At 54.3% G+C, this 21929-nt stretch carries 23 protein-coding genes and 1 riboswitch; of the genes, 21 read left to right on the top strand and 2 right to left on the bottom strand.

Features of this window, described 5'->3' with window-relative positions; genetic code table 11:
* Positions 1–16: 16 nt before the first annotated feature.
* From smc to BT142_RS05230, 20 genes are all read left to right on the top strand, one after another.
* Complete coding sequence (smc, locus tag BT142_RS05325) at positions 17–3577, top strand: chromosome segregation protein SMC (protein ID WP_072417175.1); 3561 nt, start codon at positions 17–19, stop codon at positions 3575–3577.
* 14 nt (positions 3578–3591) lie between these two features.
* The gene (gene ftsY, locus BT142_RS05320) at positions 3592–4497 is read left to right on the top strand and encodes a signal recognition particle-docking protein FtsY (protein WP_072417174.1); all 906 of its coding nucleotides are present in this window, start codon (positions 3592–3594) and stop codon (positions 4495–4497) included.
* A 191-nt stretch (positions 4498–4688) separates the two neighbouring features.
* Positions 4689–5198: an isochorismatase family protein gene (locus tag BT142_RS05315; RefSeq protein ID WP_072417173.1), complete on the top strand. Its 510-nt coding sequence runs from the start codon at positions 4689–4691 to the stop codon at positions 5196–5198.
* 4 nt (positions 5199–5202) lie between these two features.
* Positions 5203–5790 carry an RdgB/HAM1 family non-canonical purine NTP pyrophosphatase gene (gene rdgB / locus BT142_RS05310; protein WP_072417172.1) on the top strand — a complete coding sequence of 196 codons (588 nt, stop codon included), beginning with the start codon at positions 5203–5205 and terminating at the stop codon, positions 5788–5790.
* 3 nt (positions 5791–5793) lie between these two features.
* Positions 5794–6090, top strand: a complete 297-nt coding sequence (locus BT142_RS05305; protein WP_072417171.1) for a YhbY family RNA-binding protein — start codon at positions 5794–5796, stop codon at positions 6088–6090.
* Positions 6087–6686, top strand: a complete 600-nt coding sequence (gene nadD, locus BT142_RS05300) for a nicotinate (nicotinamide) nucleotide adenylyltransferase (protein ID WP_072417170.1) — start codon at positions 6087–6089, stop codon at positions 6684–6686. The genes BT142_RS05305 and nadD overlap by 4 nt, the downstream gene beginning before the upstream one ends.
* A gap of 6 nt (positions 6687–6692) precedes the next feature.
* The gene (gene yqeK, locus BT142_RS05295; RefSeq protein ID WP_242871922.1) at positions 6693–7271 is read left to right on the top strand and encodes a bis(5'-nucleosyl)-tetraphosphatase (symmetrical) YqeK; all 579 of its coding nucleotides are present in this window, start codon (positions 6693–6695) and stop codon (positions 7269–7271) included.
* Positions 7272–7365: 94 nt separating this feature from the next.
* Positions 7366–7728, top strand: coding sequence for a ribosome silencing factor (rsfS, locus tag BT142_RS05290; RefSeq protein WP_072417168.1), 363 nt, complete (start codon positions 7366–7368; stop codon positions 7726–7728).
* Between the two features lie 6 nt (positions 7729–7734).
* On the top strand, positions 7735–8058 hold the full coding sequence (locus BT142_RS05285) for a hypothetical protein (RefSeq protein WP_072417167.1): 324 nt from the start codon (positions 7735–7737) through the stop codon (positions 8056–8058).
* A 77-nt stretch (positions 8059–8135) separates the two neighbouring features.
* Positions 8136–10550 carry a leucine--tRNA ligase gene (gene leuS / locus BT142_RS05280; protein WP_072417166.1) on the top strand — a complete coding sequence of 805 codons (2415 nt, stop codon included), beginning with the start codon at positions 8136–8138 and terminating at the stop codon, positions 10548–10550.
* A gap of 297 nt (positions 10551–10847) precedes the next feature.
* On the top strand, positions 10848–11021 hold the full coding sequence (gene rpsU, locus BT142_RS05275) for a 30S ribosomal protein S21 (protein ID WP_022128325.1): 174 nt from the start codon (positions 10848–10850) through the stop codon (positions 11019–11021).
* A 65-nt stretch (positions 11022–11086) separates the two neighbouring features.
* On the top strand, positions 11087–11539 hold the full coding sequence (locus BT142_RS05270) for a DIP1984 family protein (protein ID WP_072417165.1): 453 nt from the start codon (positions 11087–11089) through the stop codon (positions 11537–11539).
* A 244-nt stretch (positions 11540–11783) separates the two neighbouring features.
* Positions 11784–12269, top strand: coding sequence for a YqeG family HAD IIIA-type phosphatase (locus tag BT142_RS05265; RefSeq protein WP_072417164.1), 486 nt, complete (start codon positions 11784–11786; stop codon positions 12267–12269).
* A gap of 6 nt (positions 12270–12275) precedes the next feature.
* Positions 12276–12515 (top strand): hypothetical protein, encoded by a 240-nt coding sequence (locus BT142_RS05260; protein ID WP_072417163.1) that lies wholly within the window; start codon positions 12276–12278, stop codon positions 12513–12515.
* Complete coding sequence (locus BT142_RS05255; RefSeq protein ID WP_072417162.1) at positions 12515–13381, top strand: TIM barrel protein; 867 nt, start codon at positions 12515–12517, stop codon at positions 13379–13381. Before BT142_RS05260 ends, BT142_RS05255 begins: the two co-directional genes overlap by 1 nt.
* A gap of 425 nt (positions 13382–13806) precedes the next feature.
* The gene (gene aroQ, locus BT142_RS05250; RefSeq protein ID WP_072417161.1) at positions 13807–14247 is read left to right on the top strand and encodes a type II 3-dehydroquinate dehydratase; all 441 of its coding nucleotides are present in this window, start codon (positions 13807–13809) and stop codon (positions 14245–14247) included.
* A gap of 4 nt (positions 14248–14251) precedes the next feature.
* Positions 14252–15328 (top strand): M24 family metallopeptidase, encoded by a 1077-nt coding sequence (locus BT142_RS05245; protein ID WP_072417160.1) that lies wholly within the window; start codon positions 14252–14254, stop codon positions 15326–15328.
* 200 nt (positions 15329–15528) lie between these two features.
* Positions 15529–16086 (top strand): elongation factor P, encoded by a 558-nt coding sequence (gene efp / locus BT142_RS05240; protein ID WP_072417159.1) that lies wholly within the window; start codon positions 15529–15531, stop codon positions 16084–16086.
* Between the two features lie 97 nt (positions 16087–16183).
* On the top strand, positions 16184–16786 hold the full coding sequence (locus tag BT142_RS05235; protein WP_072417158.1) for a CD1247 N-terminal domain-containing protein: 603 nt from the start codon (positions 16184–16186) through the stop codon (positions 16784–16786).
* Between the two features lie 60 nt (positions 16787–16846).
* A riboswitch (FMN riboswitch) is annotated at positions 16847–17016 on the top strand.
* A 98-nt stretch (positions 17017–17114) separates the two neighbouring features.
* Positions 17115–17756, top strand: a complete 642-nt coding sequence (locus BT142_RS05230; protein WP_072417157.1) for an ECF transporter S component — start codon at positions 17115–17117, stop codon at positions 17754–17756.
* Between the two features lie 387 nt (positions 17757–18143).
* Here BT142_RS05230 and BT142_RS19840 read toward each other — a convergent pair whose 3' ends face one another.
* Together BT142_RS19840 and BT142_RS05220 are read right to left on the bottom strand one after the other, a co-directional pair.
* Positions 18144–19127 carry an alpha/beta hydrolase gene (locus BT142_RS19840; RefSeq protein WP_175444890.1) on the bottom strand — a complete coding sequence of 328 codons (984 nt, stop codon included), beginning with the start codon at positions 19125–19127 and terminating at the stop codon, positions 18144–18146.
* Positions 19128–19130: 3 nt separating this feature from the next.
* Entirely contained in the window at positions 19131–20186 is a 1056-nt protein-coding gene (locus tag BT142_RS05220) for a M15 family metallopeptidase domain-containing protein (RefSeq protein ID WP_072417156.1), read from the bottom strand.
* A 204-nt stretch (positions 20187–20390) separates the two neighbouring features.
* On the opposite strand from BT142_RS05220, the gene BT142_RS05215 reads away from it, so the two are divergent.
* Entirely contained in the window at positions 20391–21791 is a 1401-nt protein-coding gene (locus tag BT142_RS05215) for a helix-turn-helix domain-containing protein (protein WP_072417155.1), read from the top strand.
* Positions 21792–21929 lie beyond the last annotated feature (138 nt).

Raw genomic sequence — 21929 nt, 5'->3', positions numbered from 1 at the left:
GCAAGGACGTTTTTTAATGTATTTACGATCGCTTGAGCTGCAAGGCTTCAAGTCCTTTCCCGACAAGACGAGACTGGACTTCACAAAAGGAATATCTGCGGTAGTCGGGCCCAACGGCAGCGGCAAGTCGAACATCGGCGACGCCATGCGCTGGGTAATGGGCGAGAGCTCCTCGAAAAGCCTGCGCGGAAAGACGATGGAGGACGTCATCTTTTCGGGCACGGCGAACCGCTCGAAGTCGGGATTCGCACAGGTGACCATCACTATCGACAATACCGACAGGGCGCTTGCCGAGGACAGCGACATCGTCAGCGTTTCAAGAAAGATATACCGCAGCGGCGACAGCGAATATCAGATAAACGGCAAGGCGGTCAGAAGAAAAGACCTTGACGAGCTTTTCATGGATACGGGTCTCGGACGCGACGGCTACTCGATAATCGGGCAGGGACGCATCGGCGAGATAGTTTCGAGCAAGGCGAGCGACCGCAGACAGATATTCGACGAGGCGGCAGGCATCTCGAAATTCCGCAGCAAAAAGCGCGAGACCGAAGAACAGCTGGCGAAGGCGGAGGATAACCTTTCGAGACTCACCGACATCATGGGCGAGCTTGAAAGCCGCATCGGGCCTTTGCAGAAACAGTGCGAAAAGGCGAAGCAGTTCCGCATACTCGACGAGGAGAAGTGCAAGCTGGAGATCTCGCTGTGGGTAAGGCGGCTCAACGAGCTGACCTCACAGCAGAAGGAGCTTGACGAAAAACTCGCGGAGCTGAGAAGAGAATACACCGAAAAGACAGAATATTTAGACGAACTCGACGATAAGATAGAAGAGGGATTCGCCAAGTCCGCAGAGTGCGGCGACAGGGCGAACAGCTTCCGCGAGGACATACGCGCCATCGAGTCGGAGCGTTCGCAGAGCGAGCAGAGGACAGCCGTCCTCGGCAACGACATAGAACACCTCGAACAGCGCATAAACCAGATAAACGAGCAGATAGAACAGGCGCGTTCGAGCGGCTACTTCCTCGGCACACAGCTTGAGGATAAGAAAAAGGAACTTGAGAACATCATCGCCGCAGGCAAGGCGAAGCAGACCGAGATAACCGAAGCGGAGGCTTCGCTCTCGGGTGCGCAGAGCGAGCTGGACGGCGTTTCAAATGAGATAGAGCGCATGGGCGCACATATCAGCGAGCTGTACCTGAAAAAGTCAAACGCGGCTTTCAGGCTTGAGACCGCGAAGAACAGCTCCGACTCGGCGGCGGAGACTCTCGAAGAGCTGACAGCCGAGCAGGAGGAACGCGCCGAACGCAGGAAACTCTACGAGGGCGAGCTGAAAAAGCTCACCGACAAGGCAGATAAGCTGGGCGCGAAGAAGAACGAACTTTCAAATAAGATATCGGGCTTCGAGAAACTGCACAGCTCCAAGTCCAACAAGCTGAAAGCGGCGCAGGAGGAATTCTCGGCGAACGACAACGCGCTCCGCGGCATCGAACAGCGCCTCGGCATACTCCGCGACTTGGAGAACGCGATGGAGGGCTTCGCAGGGAGCGTAAAGTTCATCATGAAGGCGTCGAAACAGGGACGCATCAAGGGCGTTTTCGGGTCGGTGGCACAGCTCATTTCCACCGCCCCCGAGTACTCGACAGCTATCGAGACCGCACTGGGCGGCGCCATGCAGAACATCGCAGTCGAGAACGAGGACAGCGCAAAGCGCGGCATCAGACTGCTCAAAGAGAGCAGGGCAGGCAGAGCGACCTTCCTGCCGCTGACTTCGGTAAAGGGCAGGACGCTGGACGATACCCCCGACGGCGAGGACGGCTACGTTGCGCTGGCGTGCGAGCTCGTGGATTTCGACCCGAAATTCACGGGACTGATAAACAATCTCCTCGGCAGGGTCGCGGTGGCGGAGGACATCGACGCGGCTTCGGTCATCGCAAAGAGACACGGGTATAAGTTCAAGATAGTGACTCTTGACGGTCAGGTCGTCAACGCGGGCGGTTCGTATACGGGCGGTACCGTGAACAAGAGCGCGGGCATACTGACCAGAAAGAACGAGATAAACGAGCTTGAAGCGCAGTCGGAAAAGCTCTCCGAACAGAACGGCACCCTCAGACAGAGCTGTGTGAAGCTTTCGCAGGAGGTGCAGAATCTGGCGGCAGAGCTGGAGGGTCAGCGCTCGGAGCTTTCGGAGTGCGAGAGCGGCATCAGGGAAAACAGCCTCGAACAGAAGAGAGTCGGGGAACTGATGGAACAGCTCGACTCGGGCGGCGAGAAGCTGGATGAGAACGTTGCAAGATGCATGGCTCAGATGGAAGACGCCGAGAAGCAGGCGGACGAAGCCGCGGCAGAGCTGTCAAAGCTCGGGAGCGAGATAGAGACCGCCGAAAAGGAGCTCGCCGACAAGAAGGGCGAGAGCGAGGACGCCGCCGAAAAGCGCAGGGAACTCGCCGACAGCCTGTCGGAGCTGAAGATATCCCTCGCGGAGAACTCGAAGGACGAGGAAAACTGCCGCGCCGAGATAGACCGCCTGAACGAGGCGATTGGCGCAGGTCAGGACAGCGAGGAACGCTTCGAGGGGGACATCGGGCAGTGCAGGAAGGATATAGAGGATAAGCGTGCCGAGATAGAACGCATAGCAGAGAGCATAAGCGGCTCGGGCGAGCGGATAGCGGCACTTGAAAAGAAGATAGCGGAAGAGAGCGCCGAACAGGTGCGTCTTTCAAATGAAGCCGAAAAGCTCAGGAGCGAACAGAGGAACAAATCGAACGAGCGCGAGACTTTGGCGGCGGAGCTGACGAGAGTCACCGAGCGCGGAAACAGCGTGAGGGCTGAGTTCGACAAGCTGGTGGGACAGCTGCTCGATGAGCACGGTCTGACACGGAGCGAAGCCGCGGCACAGTACAATGAGCCCGAGGACGTTTCGGCGGCGAACAAGCGCCTTGCGGAACTGAGGAGCAAGATAAAATCCCTCGGAAGCGTGAACCTCGGGGCTATCGAAGAGTACGCCGAGGTCAGCGAGAGGTATGAGTTCTTCAAGGAACAGATAGGCGACGTGAACAAGTCGAAGGCGGAACTCGAAAAGCTGGCAGAGAACCTGACCGAGAACATGAAGTCCATGTTCACCGAGAACTTCGAGAAGATAGCCAGACGCTTTTCGGCGATATTCACCGAGCTGTTCGGCGGCGGCAAGGCGAGCCTTACGCTCACCGACCCCGACGACGTGCTCGAATGCGGCATCGACATAAACGTACAGCCCCCCGGCAAGATGGTGAAGAACCTGATGAGTATGTCGGGCGGCGAGACGGCGTTCGTGGCGGTGTGCATATACTTTGCGATACTTACGGTGAGACCTTCGCCGTTCTGCCTGCTCGATGAGATCGAAGCGGCGCTCGACGACGTGAACGTGGCGAAATACGCCGCGTATCTGCACCGTTTCACCGACAAGACGCAGTTCATCACGATCACCCACCGCCGCGGTACGATGGAGGAGGCTGACGTGATCTACGGCGTGACCATGATCGACGGCATATCGAGACTTCTGAAGATGCCGTCGGAGGAAGCGGATAAAATGGAGCTGGACTGAAAGGGAGATGACCAATGGGATTTTTTGAAAAGCTGAAAGCAGGTCTGAAAAAGACGAAAGATTCGATGATGAGCAAGATCGAACGTCTGCTGGGGTCGTTCACGAAGATCGACGAGGATCTGTTCGAGGAGCTGGAAGAGACGCTCATCATGTGCGACATAGGTGTGAACACATCTGTGGCGATCTGCGACAAGCTGAGAGATCAGGTGAAGATAAAGGGCATCACAGACCCGATGGAGATCAAGGATCTGCTGAAAGAGATCATCATCGAGATGCTGGGCGAGGACACACCGCTGGACGTTTCGACGACCCCGAGCGTAGTGCTGGTCATTGGCGTGAACGGTGCAGGCAAGACCACGACCATCGGCAAGCTGGCGTATTCGCTGCACTTACAGGGCAAGAACGTACTGGTAGCGGCAGGCGACACCTTCCGTGCGGCTGCGATAGATCAGCTTGAGGTATGGACAAACCGTGCAGGATGTGATATAATAAAGCATAAAGAGGGCAGCGACCCTGCGGCAGTAGTATTTGACGCGCTGACCGCCGCGAAAGCGAGGGGCATGGACGTTGTTCTGTGCGACACTGCGGGAAGGCTGCACAACAAGAAGAACCTTATGAACGAGCTGAAAAAGATAAGCCGAATAGTTCACGAGCAGGCTGAGGGCTGTTCGCTGGAGGTACTGCTTGCGCTGGATGCGACGACGGGGCAGAATGCGGTAAGTCAGGCGAAGCTGTTCAACGAGGCGTGTGACATCACGGGCATCATTTTAACGAAGCTGGACGGCACAGCCAAGGGCGGAATAGTCATCACGATATCGGAGGAGCTGGGCATCCCCGTAAAGCTGATAACAGTAGGTGAAAAGATAGACGATATGCAGCCATTTGTAGCAAGAGATTTTGTGAACGCGCTGTTCGATTAATCACCATCGTCCCGTGTTCGCCGGAGGCAAAAAAAGTCTTAGGGGAGAGTCCTCAATTGCGCCGCAGGCGCAACAAAACGAGGGACATTCTCCGCCAACGCGCAAGAGCACACCCCCCTCAAAAAACACACGATCAGGACAACCATCAAGCCAAAAGAAAAAGAATATGAAAAGCAAAGAGGTAATCCAATATGGACAGAGTTTTGTTTATAATCAATTTACAGGAATATTACGTAGGCAGAACGCGCGATATGGAGAAGTTCCCCTTTGACGCGGAGCAGCTCATAAAAGGCATAAAGAAGCGTATCGCGGAGTATAAGCCCGAAGAGGTGTTCGCGCTGAATATTGTCGGCAAGGGGCTTTTGCAGAAAAGCAACGTGCCGAAAGCAGGTTCTTCCGAGGCGGACGTCGTAAAGGACATCAAGATAGACAAGAAGAATATCTACGAGCGCACAAAGTCCGACGTGTTCTCGAACAACGCACTGCTGGACTTTATCCGTGCGAGAAACGTGAAGGAGATAGAATTCGTGGGTGTTGACCTGGGCGAGGATATCGGAAAGAGCGCTATGACCGCTACCGAGGACTACAAGCTCCACGTATATTTCAATGAGGCGTGCATAAAACTGATGCAGCCCGAAAAGACCAAGAAGCTGCGCGAGAAACTCCGCAAGACCCGTGTGACTTACATGGAGGAGTGGTAAAAAAGTGAAGCTCATAATCGCAAGCGGCAACGCAGGCAAGGTGCGCGAGTATAAGGAAATGCTCGCAGAATGCGGGTTCGATGAGGTGCTCAGCCTTAAAGACGCAGGCATAGTCTGCGACCCTGAGGAAACAGGTACGACTTTTGAAGAGAATGCCGCTATCAAGGCAAGGGCACTGTTCGGGCTGGTGAAGGGCACGGGCGCGGCAGCACTCGCGGACGACAGCGGACTGTCGGTGGACGCGCTGAACGGCGAACCCGGCGTCTACTCGGCAAGATGGCTCGGACTGGGCGACGATAAGGCAAAGAATGATGAGCTTATCCGCAGGCTCGAAGGCAAAACAGGCAGCGAACGCTCCGCAAGATTCGTCTGCGTGATACACTTCATCAAGGCTGACGGTACGGAGATCTCCGTGCGCGGCGAGTGCGAGGGACGCATAGGCTTTGAACCGCTCGGTGAGAACGGCTTCGGCTACGACCCGATTTTCATGTACGGCGACAGGTCTTTCGCACAGATAGGCGCGGAAGAAAAGAACGCCGTTTCACACAGGGGTACGGCACTGAGGAAACTCGTGAACGAACTGAAAGGATAAAATATGATAACACCAAAACAGAGAGCCGAACTCAAGGCTCTGGCAAATTCGATAGAGCCGTCTTTCCAGATCGGAAAGGGCGGCGTGAACGACGCTCAGGCACAGCAGATAGACGACTACCTCAGAGTGCATGAGATAATCAAGATAAAGGTGCTGGACAACTCTCTCCTGACCGCACGCGAGGCCGCAGAGGACATCGCGGAACGCATCGGGGCAGAGGTCGTGCAGTGCATCGGTTCAAAGGCGGTGCTGTTCAAGCGCAACGAAAAAGAGCCGAAGATAAGGCTGAAAGCCAAGTGAGCACCGCGATATTCGGCGGCACCTTCGACCCCGTACACATGGGGCATATCCGTCTGCTGAAAACCGTGCTCGAAGCCGTGGATATAGACAGGACGTTCGTTATCCCGACGAAAACGCCGCCGCATAAGCAGGCAAAGGGTCTGTCGGGCGGAGAGGACAGGCTGGAGATGCTGAAACTCGCAGTCGGGGATATGAACGGCGTGACGGTCAGCGGATGGGAGCTTGAACGTGAGGGTAAGAGCTATTCCTACTACACGGTCAGGCACTTTCGGGAGCTGTATCCCGAGGGTGAGCTGTACTTCATCATGGGCAGCGATATGCTGCTGACCTTCGACCAATGGTACAGAGCGGACGAACTGATGAAAATGTGTACGCCGCTGTGCATCACACGCTGCGCCGAGGACACACAGGCCTGCCGCGAAAAAGCGAAGCGGTACCCGAAGGCGGTATTTGTCGAGGCGGAACCCTTCGAGGTCAGCTCGACGCAGATACGTGCGCTGGCGAGGGAACGCCGCTACGGCGAGCTTGAAAAGCTGCTGGACGAAAGGGTGCTCGGATACATCACGGCGCATAAGCTTTACACTAACGAGGAATGATAGATATTGGCGAAAGAACTGAATAAATACAAGGACTTTCTGAAAGCGAACCTTTCAAAGAAGCGGTACGTACACTCGCTGAACGTAGCCGCGATGTCGAGAGAGCTTGCCGAGCTGTACGGCGAGGACAAGGAGAGGGCATATTTTGCAGGACTGATACACGACATCGCGAAGGAGCTTCCGAGGGAGCGGCAATTCGAGCTTGCGTCGAGGTGCAAGATAGCGGTCTCACAGATAGAGCTGAAGAGCACACCGCTGCTGCACGCGGTAGCGGGGGCGCAGCTGCTGATGGAGGAATTCGGGCTGACGCTTGAAGAGGACAGGGACATACTCGAAGCCGTGAGGTACCACACGGTAGGAGCGGCGGGGATGTCGAAGCTGGCTCAGATAGTATATCTTGCGGACCTGACCTCGGAGGACAGGGAGTACAAGGATGTAAAGAAGTACCGCAAATACGCGCATACGAGTCTTGACAAGGGAATGTATGAAGCGTTAAGATATTCGATAGCGGACAGTGCGCTGAAAGGCAATACGATACCCATCTCGACACTCGAAGCCTACAATGAAATACTAAGTAAGAAATAAAAAAATAAACAAGGGGCATGGGGGACGAAGTTCCCCACAGGAAAACCCGCACTTTATGACCAAAAATAAAACAAAGACCCAAGGAGGAAAGCTAATGGCTTCACAGAAGGAAACCCTGATAACCATAATCAAGGCACTCGACTCGAAGAGGGCAGAGGACATACAGGCAGTCGGCATCCGCGACCTGACGATACTCGCGGACTACTTCGTGATCGCGAACGGTACATCGTCCACCCAGACGAAGGCGCTGGCGGACGTGGTGGAGTACGAGCTGAAAAAGCTCGGTCTGGAGCCTGTGCGCACCGAGGGCTACTCGGAAGCGAACTGGATAATTCTCGACTACACCGACATCATGGTACACGTTTTCAATAAAGAGACCCGCGACTTCTACAAGCTCGAAAAGCTGTGGCAGGACGGCGAGTTCATGGACATCAGCGAGTACGTGAAGGAAGGCTGACGGAAGATGGGTAATTCATCGAACGGACACAGTATCTCCACAGGCATCGCCCTGTATATGGTGGTAAAGAGCGTGGTGAACCTGCTGCTGGGCTTCTCGCTGACGAACATCGTGATGATAGTGGTGAATGCGGCGCTGGGATACACGCTGCGCCGGGGCAGAAAGCCCTTTAACCTGCTGACAGCAGTGTTTCTCGGCGCGATAGCGCTGATGCACCTGAAAGCCAACATCGAAGGCAGACAGGCGCTCTACCTCGCTGAGGGTATAGCAGATATCCTCTGCGCGGCAATGCTGGTCATCAATAAAGATGTACGCGCATTCTTTTCCTGATATGTATGCAGGGCAGGGGCACCCACCCTACATATTAACCAAGTCAAAATTTTTTAATGTAAAAGAGGACTGATAAAATGAAAAGCTACGATTTTGCCTCGATAGAGGAAAAATGGCAGAAGTACTGGGACGAGCACGGCACGTTCAAGGCTTCGGACGATCACAGCAAGAAAAAGTTCTACGGACTGGTTGAGTTCCCCTATCCGTCGGGACACGGTATGCACGTGGGACACATCAAGGCTTATTCGGGTCTTGAAGTAGTCAGCCGCAAGAGACGTATGCAGGGCTACAACGTTCTGTTCCCCATCGGCTTCGACGCTTACGGTCTGCCCACCGAGAACACCGCCATCAAGGAGAACATCCACCCGAGACTCGTTACCGACCGCAACATCGTCAAGTTCACGGGTCAGCTCAAAAAGGTCGGCTTCTCCTTCGACTGGTCGAGAGTCGTTGACACCACCGATGAGGGCTACTACAAGTGGACCCAGTGGATATTCCTCAAGATGTTCGAGAACGGTCTCGTGTTCCGCGACAAGACCCTCGTTAACTACTGCCCCAGCTGTAAGGTGGTTCTCTCCAATGAGGATTCCCAGGGCGGCAAGTGCGATATCTGCCACAGCGACATCGTTCAGAAGACCAAGGAAGTATGGTACCTGCGCATCACCGAGTACGCAGACAAGCTGCTCCAGGGTCTCGAAGAGGTAGACTACCTGCCCAACGTCCGTCTCCAGCAGGAGAACTGGATAGGCAAGTCCACGGGCGCATTCGTTGACTTCGCGGTAAAGGTAGGCGGCGCTGACGAAAAGCTCCGCATCTACACCACACGCCCCGATACCCTCTACGGCGTAACATTCATGGTAATCGCTCCCGAACACCCCATCATCGAGAAGTACCGTGATTCCATCACCAACATAGACGCCCTCGACGCTTACAAGGCTGAGTGCGCAAAGAAGAGCGAGTTCGAGAGAACACAGCTCGTAAAGGACAAGACAGGCGTGAAGATCGAAGGTCTGACCGCTATCAACCCCATCAACGGCAAGGAGATACCCGTATTCATCTCCGACTACGTAATGATGGGCTACGGCACGGGCGCTATCATGGCTGTTCCCGCACACGATACCCGTGACTACGACTTCGCTAAGAAGTTCGGCATCGACATCATCGAGGTCATCAAGGGCGGCGACATCTCCAAGGAAGCCTACACGGGCGACGGTGAGATGGTCAACTCCGACATCCTCAACGGCATCAAGACCAAGAAGGAAGCTATCGCAAAGATACTCGGCGTGCTTGCCGAAAAAGGCTGCGGCGAGGCAGGCGTTCAGTACAAGATGAAGGACTGGGCGTTCAACCGTCAGCGCTACTGGGGCGAACCTATCCCGATAGTTCACTGCCCGAAGTGCGGCATGGTGGCTGTTCCTTACGAAGAGCTCCCGCTGAGACTGCCCCCCGTTGAGAACTTCGAGCCCGGTACCGACGGCGAGAGCCCTCTGGCAAAGATCGAGAGCTTCGTGAACTGCACCTGCCCTAAGTGCGGCAGCGCTGCTAAGCGCGAGACCGATACCATGCCTCAGTGGGCAGGTTCGAGCTGGTACTTCCTGCGCTACTGCGACCCCCACAACGACAGCGAGTTCGCATCGCAGGAGGCTCTGAAATACTGGATGCCCGTTGACTGGTACAACGGCGGTATGGAGCACGTTACACGCCACATGATCTACTCCCGCTTCTGGCACAAGTTCCTCTACGACCTCGGCCTCGTTCCGACTTCCGAGCCGTATGCAAAGAGAACTGCTCAGGGACTCATCCTCGGACCCGACGGCGAGAAGATGTCCAAGTCGAGAGGAAACGTCGTTGACCCTAACGACGTTGTCAAGGAGTTCGGCGCTGACGTTCTCAGACTCTACGTTCTGTTCATGGGCGACTACGAGAAGGCTGCACCGTGGAGCGACAGCAGCGTTAAGGGCTGCAAGCGTTTTGCGGACAGAGTATGGGCGCTTCAGGAGAAGGTCGTTGACAGCGACGACTACAGCGACGCTCTCAGAAGCAATATGCACAAGACTATCAAGAAGGTCACCGAGGACATCGAGGCGATGAAGTTCAACACCGCTATCGCCGCTATGATGACCCTGCTGAACGACATCTATGCAGTCGGCAGCATCACAAAGCGCGAGTTCAGGGACTTCCTCATCATCCTCTATCCGTTCGCACCCCACATCACCGAGGAACTGTATCAGGCTATCGGCTGCGAGGGCGTGCTCGACGAGCAGGAGTGGGTGAGCTTCGATCCCGCACTCTGCATCGACGCGACCGTTGAGATCGTTTGCCAGATCAACGGCAAGATCAAGTGCAAGCTGAACATCCCGAAGGACAGCACCAAGGACGAGATGCTGGCGCTCGCAAAGGAACAGCCCGATATTGCCGCTGCTATCGAGGGCAAGAACATCGTCAAGGAGATCGCTGTACCTGCTAAGCTGGTCAATATCGTAGTGAAGTGATGACTGACAGATATTTACGGGTCTGACATTTTTCGGACCCGTGAAGATCTTCAAAAAAATAAATACAAAAAAAATCTCAAAAAGCTATTGACAAATGAGAAGAAATGTGATATAATGATGTCTGTAGTTATGTAAGTAAAGCCTGACGGTAAAGAACGGCAGAGAGGGAGCGCGGTAATACCGCACTTTCAAGGACTGCGCTGTTGATGCGCAAGCCTCCTTTACTATAACCGCAAAGAAGATGCGTCGGGACACATAACTATTCTCTGTCAGCAGCGGCAAAGGGAGGGAAACATTTTGGCAGAAATTCGCGTAGGCAAGAACGAGAGCCTTGATACCGCTCTTAAGCGCTTCAAGAGAAGCTGCGCAAAGGACGGCGTTATCGCTGAGGTTCGTAAGAGAGAGCACTACGAAAAGCCTTCGGTAAAGCGTAAGAAGAAGTCCGAAGCTGCTCGTAAGCGCAAGTATTGATGATAATAAAGGCGGGTATTTTTGCAAAAAATGCCCGTTTTTTTTTCTTGAAAGGAGAGACAGATATGAAACTTGCAGAGGCACTTGGCGAAAGAGCCGATCTTCAGAAGCGGATCGAACAGCTCAGAACAAGACTTGAGAACAATGCAAAGGTGCAGGAGGGCGAAAAGCCGAATGAAGACCCCGCCGAACTGCTGGCAGAACTCGATTCCTGCTGTGAAAGGCTCGAAGAGCTCATTATCCGCATAAATCACACAAACTCGGTGGCTGTCACAGACGGCGAGACGCTCTCCGCGATAATCGCAAAACGCGATGTGCTGACGATGAAGATAGCAGCCATCCGCGCACTGCTCGCATCGGCAAATATGAATATTCGCAGGATGTCGGGCAGCGAGGTGAAGATACTCCCGACCGTGAACGTCCGCGCTATGCAGAAGGATCTCGACAAGCTGTCGAAACAGCTTCGTGAGACCGACACGAAACTTCAGGGCGCGAACTGGAACACCGATCTTATCTGATAATATTTGCTGGTAGTTCCCGTGATGAGAGTGTATCTCCTGAGGCTGAGAATGAGCCTCGCTTCAAGGTTGTGTCCCGGGGCGGGCACAGAGGTTCGACTCCTCTTTTTACTTTTACGCTCAGCAATGTAACAAATGCACGGCGTACAACTTATTATTACTACCTGCACTGTCACGGGGATGAGGGTGAGGACAGGGGACTTTTTTCAGATAACAGTTCGGAGATAAGAGATCAGAGATATTTATGTTTAAGCCTACTTATGTATTCAATGACGTGACCGAGATAACGCCGCAGTTCCTGAAACAGAAGCATATCAGGGGACTGCTGCTCGACCTCGACAACACGCTTACCACACACAATAACCCCGTGCCGCCGCAGTCTTCTCTGGACTGGCTGGACACCATGAAGGCGGCAGGGATAAAACTTATGATCGTGTCGAACAACAAGCCTGAGAGGGTCACGCCGTTCGCACGTCAGCTGGGGCTCGACTTCGTGCCGAACGGCGCGAAACCCCTGCCCATCGGCTACATCAGGGCGAGAAAGCTCATGGGTCTGCCGAAGCGCGAGATAGCGGCGGTGGGCGACCAGATATTCACCGACGTGATGGGCTGCCACGCGATGGGTATACGCTCGATATTCGTGTTCCCCATCGAGCCCGAAACCAGCCTTCCGTTCAGGTTCAAAAGACGCATCGAAAGGGTGTTTCTGCCCGAAAGACCAAAGAGGTGAGCTGCTATGCTGCTTTTTTCATCGAAGATAATCGGCAGGGAATGCGATCTTATGACCGAAGACGCAACGTTCTGCGGCGTGGTCAGGGCGGTTCATGACGAGTGGGTCGAGGTGGAGTCGGCGGGGGAAGTGATGTTCCTCAACGGCAGACATATCGTCAGCATCACCATCGACAAAGACCCCAACGATAACAACAGACCGCGCAAACGCCTGTTCGGAAAGAACAAGACGGAGGAGGGCTGCTGATGGGCGCACGTTTCGGAGTGGCGGGAAACAGCGACGCTTTCTCGGAAAAGTACAGAACGACTGCGGCGGCGCCGAAGTATCTGCACGAAATGGGACTCGACCACTACGAGTATCAGTGCGGCAGGGGAGTGCGCGTCAGCGACAAGACGGCGGCTGAGATACGCGCCAACGCCGAGCGCGAGGGGATCACCCTGTCGGTACACGCGCCGTATTTTATTTCGCTGTCGTCGGTGGAGCCCGAGAAGCGCGACAATTCGATAAACTACATTTTACAGACCTGCGACGCGGCGAAAAGACTGGGTGCGGAACGCATCGTCATCCACAGCGGCAGCTGTGCGAAAATGAGCCGTGAGGAAGCTCTGGAGCTTGCTAAGGATACGCTCATGAGGGCGAGAAGGCAGGCGGCGGAGCTGGGCTTTGAGGACATCGTGTTCTGTCCCGAGACGATGGGCAAGGTCAATCAGCTGGGCGACCTGCGGGAAGTTCTGGAGCTGTGTAAGCCGGACGAAAGCTTTCTGCCGACGGTGGACTGGGGACATCTGTATGCGAGGACGTTCGGGGAGCTGAACGGCGCGGAGGTGTTCGGGAAGATGCTGGACGAGATGGAGAATGCGCTCGGACATGACAGACTCGCGCGTTTTCACAGCCATTTCTCGAAGATAATGTATACCGTGCCCGGCGGCGAGAAGAAGCATCTGACGTTTGCGGAGAATGAGGGTTACGGCCCCGATTTCGAGCCGCTGATGGAGCTCGTAGCGAGGAAAAACCTGTCGCCCGTATTCGTCTGCGAAAGCGCAGGAACACAAGACATCGACGCCCTCGCAATGAAAAACAGCTACCTGAAAGAATTAGGAAAACAGAAATAAAAAAGAAAAAAGATCACCACCGTCCCGTGATCGCCAGGGAATCAGGTTTAGGGCATGGGGGTCAAGGGGGATGACCCTTTTTAAAGGGGCTGCCCCCTTGCGGGAGCGCGAGGGCAGAGCCCTCGTTCACGCCGAAGGCGCGACAGAAAAAACCAATCCAACCCCAAAAAAGCCATCCCTCCCCGACCACCCAATAAAATCGGCATCCCAAAATCAAATCAGGAGTAGTACACCTCATGAGAGAACATCTCCATAAAGCGAAGAATCACCAAAAATGCCGATTTTATTTTCGCGAGACAGCGAAGCGCTTCGAGCGAAACCCCTCATCGCAGCAAAGCTGCGACCGAACCTGAACCACCCCCAAAAAAAGTCAGTACACACAAGAAACACCACATCGCCAAACATATTACAAGGAGCATATCCACATGAGCAGGAAAATATTAGTAGTTCACGGTCCGAACCTGAACCTTCTGGGCGAACGTGAACCGGGATACTACGGCAGCGACAGCTTCGCTTCCGTCAACGAGGAAATAAAGGCAAAGGCGAAAGAGCTCGACTTCGAGTGCGAGATATTCCAGTCCAACAGCGAGGGCGCACTTATCGACAAGCTCCACGCAGCAAGACTCGACTGCGTGGGCGTGGTCATCAACGCCGGCGCTTATACCCACTACAGCTACGCTATCCGCGACGCTATCGCCGCGATAAAGATACCCGTGGTCGAGGTGCATATGTCGAATATTCACGCAAGGGATGAGTTCAGACATACTTCTGTTATCGCACCCGTGTGCGCAGGACAGATAGCAGGCTTCGGAAAATACAGTTACCTGCTGGGCGTCGAAGCACTTAAAAATATTCTGGAGGCATAAGAAAATGACTGCAATAGACAGACTGAAAAATAAACTCGCGGAGGAAAACCTCGGCGGTGCTATCATCTGCTCGGACGTGAACAGACGCTACTTCACAGGCATGAAGTCCAGCGCGGGCACACTGCTGGTCTTCCCCGAAGCAGCATACCTCATCATTGATTTCCGCTATATCGAAAAGGCACGCAATACCGTGAAAAACTGCGAGGTCATCCTGCAAAAGCCCTCGAAAGGCATCTACGGACAGATACAGGAACTCTGCGATAAGTACGGCGTGACACAGCTCGCGGTCGAGGCTGACCGCATGACCCTCGCAGAAGCCGATAAGCTCGCTGAGGAACTGGACGTCACTCTCGAAATGAGCGATAAGCTCACCGACATCGTGACCTCTATCCGCCTTGTCAAGACTCCCGACGAGCTCGAAAAGATGATAGCCGCACAGCGTATCGCCGAAGAGGGTCTGAAGCATATGTACGAGTTCATCCGCGAGGGCGTGACCGAACGCGAGATACAGCTGGAGCTGGATTACTATATGCTGAGCCACGGCGCCGAAGCGCTGTCCTTCGATACCATTGCGCTGAGCGGCGTGAACACTTCCATGCCTCACGGCGTGCCTTCCGACAAGAAAGTGCAGAAGGGCGAGTTCGTGCTGCTGGATTTCGGCGCGGTAGTTGACGGCTATCACAGCGATATGACGAGAACTATGTGCGTCGGCGAACCGACCGACGAGATGCGCCGCGTCTACAACATCGTGCTCGAAGCACAGCTCAAGGGCATCGCGGCGGTGAAGGCAGGCATGAAGGGCTGTGAGCTCGACGCGGTGGCAAGAGACTACATTAAGTCGCAGGGCTACGGCGAGGAGTTCGGCCATTCGCTCGGCCACGGAGTCGGCGTTGAGATACACGAGAACCCCTATGCGGCATCTTCGAGCGATGAAGTCCTGCCCGAGAATTCGGTGGTGACCGTCGAGCCGGGCATCTATCTTGCAGGCAAATTCGGTGTGCGCATCGAGGACTTCGTGATAGTGAAAAAGGACGGCTGCGTGAATATGACCGAGGCTGACAAGAGCCTTATCGTACTCTGAGCAGACCACCGATAATACCGACAATATTACCGCAGACAGCCGCCTTCGGCAGACAGTGTTTTGTAAAAAAAGTATTAATACGGTAAAAAATCCTTAAAAGCCCTTGAAATGTACGCCAAGATTTGATATAATAGTTCTAAGGAGTGTTCTGCCGCAAGGTGCGGACATTCGTTCACACAAAAAACGGAGGTATATAAAATATGATTACAGCAGGCGATTTCAGAAATGGTATGACTTTTGAAGAGGACGGCAACGTAATGCAGATCGTTGAGTTCCAGCACGTAAAACCCGGTAAGGGCGCTGCTTTCGTAAGAACTAAGGTAAGAAACGTTATCACAGGTTCCGTAGTTGAAAAGACATACAACCCGACCGCTAAGTTCCCGACCGCTTTCGTTGAGAGAAAGGATATGGAATACAGCTACTCCGACGGCGATCTCTACTACTTCATGGATCCCGAGACCTATGATATGGTACCGATCAACTCCGCAGAGCTTTCCGATAACTTCAAGTTCGTTAAGGAGAACATGGTATGTAAGGTACTGTCCTACAAGGGCAAGGTATTCGGCGTTGAGCCTCCTACATTCGTAGAGCTCGAAGTTACCGACACCGAACCCGGCATCAAGGGCGATACCGCTACCAACGCTACCAAGCCCGCAACCGTTGAGACCGGCGCTGAGATCAAGGTTCCGCTGTTCATCAACACAGGCGACCGCATCAGGATCGACACCAGAACCTGCGAGTACATGGAGCGCGCTTAAATCAGATAATAACAAAGAGATAAGAGAGACCGTGCCGCCTGCGGCGATGTTGTTTCAACAGGGTCATCTCATCTTTAAAAAAAAGGAGCGAAGCATTATGGAGCTTTCAAAGAAGGTTGGCTACATCAAGGGTCTTATGGCAGGGCTGAATATCAGCGATACCACACCCGAGGGTAAGGTACTTCACGCTATGAGCGATCTGCTCGAAGAAATGGCCGATGAGATCGAGACTAACGCTCAGCTTATCGACGAGCTGGGTATGTTCATCGACGACCTCGATGAATACGCGGATGTCCTTGACGATGATCTTGAAGATCTCGACGATATCCCCGTTGAAGTTTTCGACAGCGACCCTACTGAGGGCGGCGCTACCGCAGATAATGCTTTCGCAGCAGAGGATATGCCCGCAAATACCGATGAACTGGTAGAGGGCGACCGCCTCGAAGATCTTACGGGTCTTGATGAGCTCGAACAGACCGAGCTCGCTCCCGAGACTCCCGCTGAGGAGACTGCCGAAGCACCTGCTCCCGAGCCGTCTGCATCCGAGCCTGAGCCTGCACCTGCACCTGCACCCTCTGCTGAGGAACGCTACGAGTGCCAGTGCCCCGAGTGCGGAGCTGTTATCGGTATCTCTGCGGCAGATATGGCAAGAGGTATCATCTTCTGCGGAAACTGCGGCATCAAGCTTCAGTTAGGCTGACAACACCGCGCCGCGGTGATGTTATAGAACTCATATCGGGCAGGATATGAGCACATCCACAATATGTTTCAAGGGGTGGTGAAATTCCACACCGGCGGTAAAAGTCCGCAAACTCGAAGCAGTGCCGAACACGGCGCTGTGACAGAGCCGAATCGGTGAAATTCCGATACCGACGGTTGGGTCTGATCTTTTCGGTCGGATCCAGATAGTCCGGATGGAAGAAACGACAGACTATTTTTTAAGATAGCTATCGTCCCCGTGTGTTTGTACGGGGACTTTTTTCTGCTGTTTCTCCCTAAAAAACCCGATTTTTTAGGAGGAATGAATTATGACAAAATCAAAATTAAACACAAGAACGATCACAGTCATCGGTATGATGAGCGCGCTGTCTTTCATCGTATTCATGCTTGAGATACCCGCACCGCTGATGCCCAGCTTCATCAAGCTCGACCTCTCGAACGTTATCTCGCTTCTGACAGCGTTCGCACTCGGTCCCGTTGAGGGCGTTATCGTGTGCTTCATCAAGAACCTTATCCACCTGATGGTAAGGGGCTACGCTTCCACGATGGGCGTCGGCAACCTGTTCGACTTCGTGACTTCGTCGGTGTTCTGCTTCACCGCAGGCCTTATCTACAAGCACAACAGAACTATCAAGGGCGCAATGATCGCGACCGTTGTCGGCTCGCTGGTGTTCACTCTTGTCAGCCTGCCGCTCAACTACTTCATCGTTTACCCGTTCTACTTCAAGCTGTTCGCTAAGTACGGCGGTGAAGCTGGCGTGCTCGGTATGTATCAGGCTATCCTGCCCAGCGTGAAGAACACCCTCTCCGCACTGCTGATCTTCAACGTGCCTTTCACTTTTGTCAAGGGCGTTATCTGCGCAATGATAACCGCAGTGGTCTACAAGCCCCTGTCCCCCGTAATAAAGGGCACAAGGTCGCTCAAGAAAAAAGAAGCAGCCGCCCACTAACAAAACCCATCCTGCCCGATAAAAAGAGCTTCTGTACGAACCTGTACAGAAGCTCTTTTGCGTGGGTTTAACTGGGGGAAACCTTTCTGAAGAAAGGTTCTCCCCCAGACCCCCTTCCAAAGACTTTTAATATTGTCGTTCGTTTGTTGTGGTTTAGAATATAGACTCTCGACATTTCATGAGAGACCGTCTGATGACTTCCGCAAATGATGCGTTAATCACCATAGAACGTCTTTTTGGCAAGGGACGTACAATCGAAGAGAAGAGCGCCGTTCTTCCCGTCCAACACAAAGTAAAGAAGAAGCGCCACCAAGCCAAAAAGTATTAAAAGTTTTAGGAAAGGGGTTTGGGGGATAACCCTTTTTCAAAAGGGTTTCCCCCAATAATTCAGCACTGTTCGCTGAGCCAGCGGAGGCAGTGGTCTACCCAGGTGGCGGCGGCGGGAACTATGTGCCAGTCGCCTGTTGCGGTCGTGCCGTCGCAGAGGGAGAGGCCGTGGCCGCCGTAGGGGTAGATGTGGCTCTCGAAGGGCACCTTGTTTTTGGAGAGCGCCGCGGTGTAGAAGAGCGTGTTTTCAACGGGGACGCAGCCGTCGTCGGCACAGTGCCAGATGAAAGTCGGGGGTGTCTGTTCGCCCACGCGCTTGTCCATTGAGACGAGATCTCTGAGCTCGGGGTCGTCCTTGTGGGTCAGGAGGTTCGAGATAGTGCCTTCGTGGGTCAGTTCGGGGTCGGAGAGGATGACGGGATAGCAGAGTATCGAGCCATTGACTTTCAGCAGTTCGCTGTCACAGCCGAGGGTCTCGCTGAGCACGGAGCTGTTCCACAGATTCGCCATCGAAGCCGCCAGATGACCGCCTGCGGAGAAGCCCATCACAAAGACCCTGTCGGGGTCGATGTCGAAACGCTCGGCGTTCTCGCGGACGTACTTCAAAGCCGCCGCACATTCCAGCAGGGCGGTGGGGAACTTCTTGTCCACGCAGGAATACCTCAGCACGAAGCACGCGTACCCTGCCCCCATGAAGCGGAACGCCACAGGCTCGGCTTCGCGCTCGCTGCACCAGTCGTAGCCGCCGCCGGGGCAGATAACGACCGCGCCTCTGCTGCGTCTGCCTGTCTCCTCAAAAATGGTAGGCACGTAGCAGTCGAGAAGCGGCTGTGTGCAGGGGTCGGGGAGACCTGCCTTTGCGTAATCGACCTTTATCTCAAATCTTTCCATAGTATCACTCTTTCTCCTGATATGACGTATCTTCAGTTTGCGTTTCAGCTCGATGGGTATGTCCGCAGGTTCGCGCACGACCCCTGCGAGCCGTTCTTTGGCCTTTTTCGCGGCGGCGTTTATCCTGACCGCGCTGACTGTGTATCTTTCCATGTCTCAGTCCTCAGTGTTGACGTCGGCTGTTGTACTCGTGTCCGAAGCGGTGTCGGTGGCGGCACTCTCGATGAGGGGCGTGTATTGCAGCTCCGCGCAGATGAGGTAATGTCCGCCGCAGGTGTACGCGGTGAAAGGCGCGGGATTGCCCTCAGGGTCGGCAGGCAGACGTATCTGTGCCGAGCCGTTCTCGTCGGCGGCGATGGCGTAGACCATCACAGCCCTGCCGTTGATCTCGATTATCTCGGCGGTGTCGAAGCTGAGCTGTGAGATGCAGCTTTCGAGCTCTTCAAAGCAGGCGCCGTTTTCGTGCAGGATGTATGCGGCTTCCTTGCCGACGTAGCGGAACCGCGTGAGGTCGGCGTCGCGTCCCGTGATGCTCTCCTTGCCCTCGGGGGAGTACAGCATGAAGCCATATTTGTAGCAGTTCTCGGTGAACCAGTCGTACACGCCCTTGCCCGTGAATTCCCGCGAGCCCTTGTATTCCTCGTATAGCGAGAACCCGATGATGAGTCCCGAGGATTCGGCGGTGGGGGTCGCTTCGCTGTAGCTGTATTCGCCGTAGTCGTTATATGCGAAGCTGTTCTGCGGCGGTTCTTCGTAGGCGGAGCTGACCATAACGGTGCGCATCCCCGTTTCCTGATAGAAGCCCGTCAGCATCTGCGAGAGCGGATAGACTACCTCTGCGGCGCAGAGCAGTTTCGTGTCCTCAAGTGACGCGACCTGCAAACCGTCGGGGGAGAATACCGCGTTGTATACGGGCTGCAAGCAGCGTTTCGGAGCCGCGTATTCGTGTGCGAACAGCATATCGTCCGCCGAGCCCTGACTGACCTCGCCGTAGGTGAACTGAGCGATGACGGCAGCTTTGTCTATTTTTTCTATCTCGCTGGGTTCGATATACTGAGATGAGCTTTCGGGCAACGAGGACTTCATTTCTATTTTTGTCCTGTCACTTCTGATGACACCTCTGACCGCGAGCGCCGCCGCTATGATAACAAGAGCGGAGACAGCCGCCAGCCGAAGTTTCCGAAGCTGTGTCTCGTTTGTGTTTGCGTCCATTCTGTAATATTGCCTCTCTTTCGTTTCTGTACACAGATATACATATTGATTATATCATATCGGCGGCGTATTGTCATTACTTTTTCATTAAAATTTAAATGAAGTTGGAAAATCCTGTGAGAAACATTTGTGTTTTCTGCGAAAGTGTGCTATAATGTATAGGCAATCGGTTTTGCACATTTCCCGAGAGGAGCTCCCCGACCTATGTCACAATTCTCAGACAAACTGAAAAAATACACCGAACGCCGCGGTATCACCGTCGTTTCCTTTGCCCGTCAGCTGGGCATCGACCGTGCGACCCTGCATAAGATGATAAGCGGTGAACGCCGCCCGACTTCCGCTGAACAGGTGACGGCTATCTGCCGCCTGCTGATGCTCAGCGCCGACGAAGCCGCCGAACTCAAAGAGCTGTATAAGATAACCGTCATGGGCGAGAACGTCTACAGCCGCAGACTCCGTGTGAAACGCATGATACAGCGCTTCTCCGAGCTGGAGGACGGCAACGGCTTCGGCGACCTGGTGCAGCGGTCCATCGCCAAAATTCCGCCTTCCGTACCGCCTGTCATGGTCTGCCGCACCTTCGATGAGCTTGCCGAGACCGCACGCCCCATGCTCGGACGGTCTTTCATGAAAGGCTCGGGCATGAAGACCATCTGCCAGCCCGACCGGAAGCTGAAAGAACTTCTCGGCTCCTGCGCTTTCGGCCGCGGCATAAAGGAGCATATCATCTGCTTCGACAACACCGCCGACAGCGAGCATAACCTCAATCTCTTCCCCGAGATATGCGCCTACGCGTTCATAGACAACAACTACCGACCCCTCTGCTACTACGGCAACGTCAGGGAGCATATCAACTCCATGACCCTCATGCCCGTTCTTTTCGTGACCGATGACCTGGCTATCTGCGCCGAAATCGACCTCGGCACGAGTATCATCTATACCGACCCCGAAACGGTGGACTTCTACCGAAGAGTGTTCGACAGGATGAAAGCCGAGTGTTTCCCCTTCGTGGAGGTGGACGACAGTCTGTCGGATATGCTGAGACGTCTGGACAACTACCCCAGCTATACCCTGACCTTCGACCGTCAGCCCAGCGTGGTGCTGACGCTGGATGACAATGACATAAAGCGTATGCTGGCTCTCGACAAAGAATACCTGAACGCCGCTCTGGAAAAAGCAGGGTATCTGCGCAAGATGTTCCTTGATACGGGCTATATCAGCATTTTCAGTGAGGAAGGTCTGCGTGAGCTGGTGCTGAAGGGCATCTGCGAAGAGCTGCCTTCACCTGACGGCGGCTGTCTCGAAGCGGATACCCGCCGTCAGATACTCACCCGCATGATAGAGTTCTCCGAGTCGGGACGCTACGATTACCGCATCGTGGACAGCGAACACGCGTCCATGGGGCTCCGCGTGAACCTCGTAGAGGGCAGGCACATAAAGCTCGTCTCCCGCCGCCCCGACCGCGGGATGCACTTCGTTGACGTGAGCGAACAGAGCATCGTCAGCGCGTTCAACGACTACATCGAATACCTGATGGCGGACGGCATGGTCTACAGCCGCGAAAAGACCCTTGAGATAATGCGCGGCTACCTTGAAATGCTGTGACGGAGGTCTGTCTGACCCGCTTCTGCGGCAGCTGACGGGCTTGTGAAAGATACACAAAAGATATACGAATTTACTTGACGATACAGTGGTAATATGGTATAATATACACGGATGCTTTACATTGTCAAAGCACTGTGA

The sequence above is a fragment of the Ruminococcus sp. YE71 genome (assembly GCF_900119155.1).
Taxonomy (GTDB): Bacteria; Bacillota; Clostridia; order Oscillospirales; family Ruminococcaceae; genus YE71.
Note: the sequence above shows the minus strand (reverse complement) of the source record. Positions and strands in the feature narration are given on the sequence as shown.

What these genes read in the sequence shown, in the direction of transcription:
- smc (WP_072417175.1), top strand. Translation starts at nt 17, where the DNA reads ATGTATTTACGATCGCTTGAGCTGCAAGGCTTCAAGTCCTTTCCCGAC.
- ftsY (WP_072417174.1), top strand. Translation starts at nt 3,592, where the DNA reads ATGGGATTTTTTGAAAAGCTGAAAGCAGGTCTGAAAAAGACGAAAGAT.
- BT142_RS05315 (WP_072417173.1), top strand. Translation starts at nt 4,689, where the DNA reads ATGGACAGAGTTTTGTTTATAATCAATTTACAGGAATATTACGTAGGC.
- BT142_RS05305 (WP_072417171.1), top strand. Translation starts at nt 5,794, where the DNA reads ATGATAACACCAAAACAGAGAGCCGAACTCAAGGCTCTGGCAAATTCG.
- rsfS (WP_072417168.1), top strand. Translation starts at nt 7,366, where the DNA reads ATGGCTTCACAGAAGGAAACCCTGATAACCATAATCAAGGCACTCGAC.
- BT142_RS05285 (WP_072417167.1), top strand. Translation starts at nt 7,735, where the DNA reads ATGGGTAATTCATCGAACGGACACAGTATCTCCACAGGCATCGCCCTG.
- leuS (WP_072417166.1), top strand. Translation starts at nt 8,136, where the DNA reads ATGAAAAGCTACGATTTTGCCTCGATAGAGGAAAAATGGCAGAAGTAC.
- BT142_RS05270 (WP_072417165.1), top strand. Translation starts at nt 11,087, where the DNA reads ATGAAACTTGCAGAGGCACTTGGCGAAAGAGCCGATCTTCAGAAGCGG.
- BT142_RS05265 (WP_072417164.1), top strand. Translation starts at nt 11,784, where the DNA reads ATGTTTAAGCCTACTTATGTATTCAATGACGTGACCGAGATAACGCCG.
- BT142_RS05260 (WP_072417163.1), top strand. Translation starts at nt 12,276, where the DNA reads ATGCTGCTTTTTTCATCGAAGATAATCGGCAGGGAATGCGATCTTATG.
- BT142_RS05255 (WP_072417162.1), top strand. Translation starts at nt 12,515, where the DNA reads ATGGGCGCACGTTTCGGAGTGGCGGGAAACAGCGACGCTTTCTCGGAA.
- aroQ (WP_072417161.1), top strand. Translation starts at nt 13,807, where the DNA reads ATGAGCAGGAAAATATTAGTAGTTCACGGTCCGAACCTGAACCTTCTG.
- BT142_RS05245 (WP_072417160.1), top strand. Translation starts at nt 14,252, where the DNA reads ATGACTGCAATAGACAGACTGAAAAATAAACTCGCGGAGGAAAACCTC.
- efp (WP_072417159.1), top strand. Translation starts at nt 15,529, where the DNA reads ATGATTACAGCAGGCGATTTCAGAAATGGTATGACTTTTGAAGAGGAC.
- BT142_RS05235 (WP_072417158.1), top strand. Translation starts at nt 16,184, where the DNA reads ATGGAGCTTTCAAAGAAGGTTGGCTACATCAAGGGTCTTATGGCAGGG.
- BT142_RS05230 (WP_072417157.1), top strand. Translation starts at nt 17,115, where the DNA reads ATGACAAAATCAAAATTAAACACAAGAACGATCACAGTCATCGGTATG.
- BT142_RS19840 (WP_175444890.1), bottom strand. Translation starts at nt 19,127, where the DNA reads ATGGAAAGATACACAGTCAGCGCGGTCAGGATAAACGCCGCCGCGAAA.
- BT142_RS05220 (WP_072417156.1), bottom strand. Translation starts at nt 20,186, where the DNA reads ATGGACGCAAACACAAACGAGACACAGCTTCGGAAACTTCGGCTGGCG.
- BT142_RS05215 (WP_072417155.1), top strand. Translation starts at nt 20,391, where the DNA reads ATGTCACAATTCTCAGACAAACTGAAAAAATACACCGAACGCCGCGGT.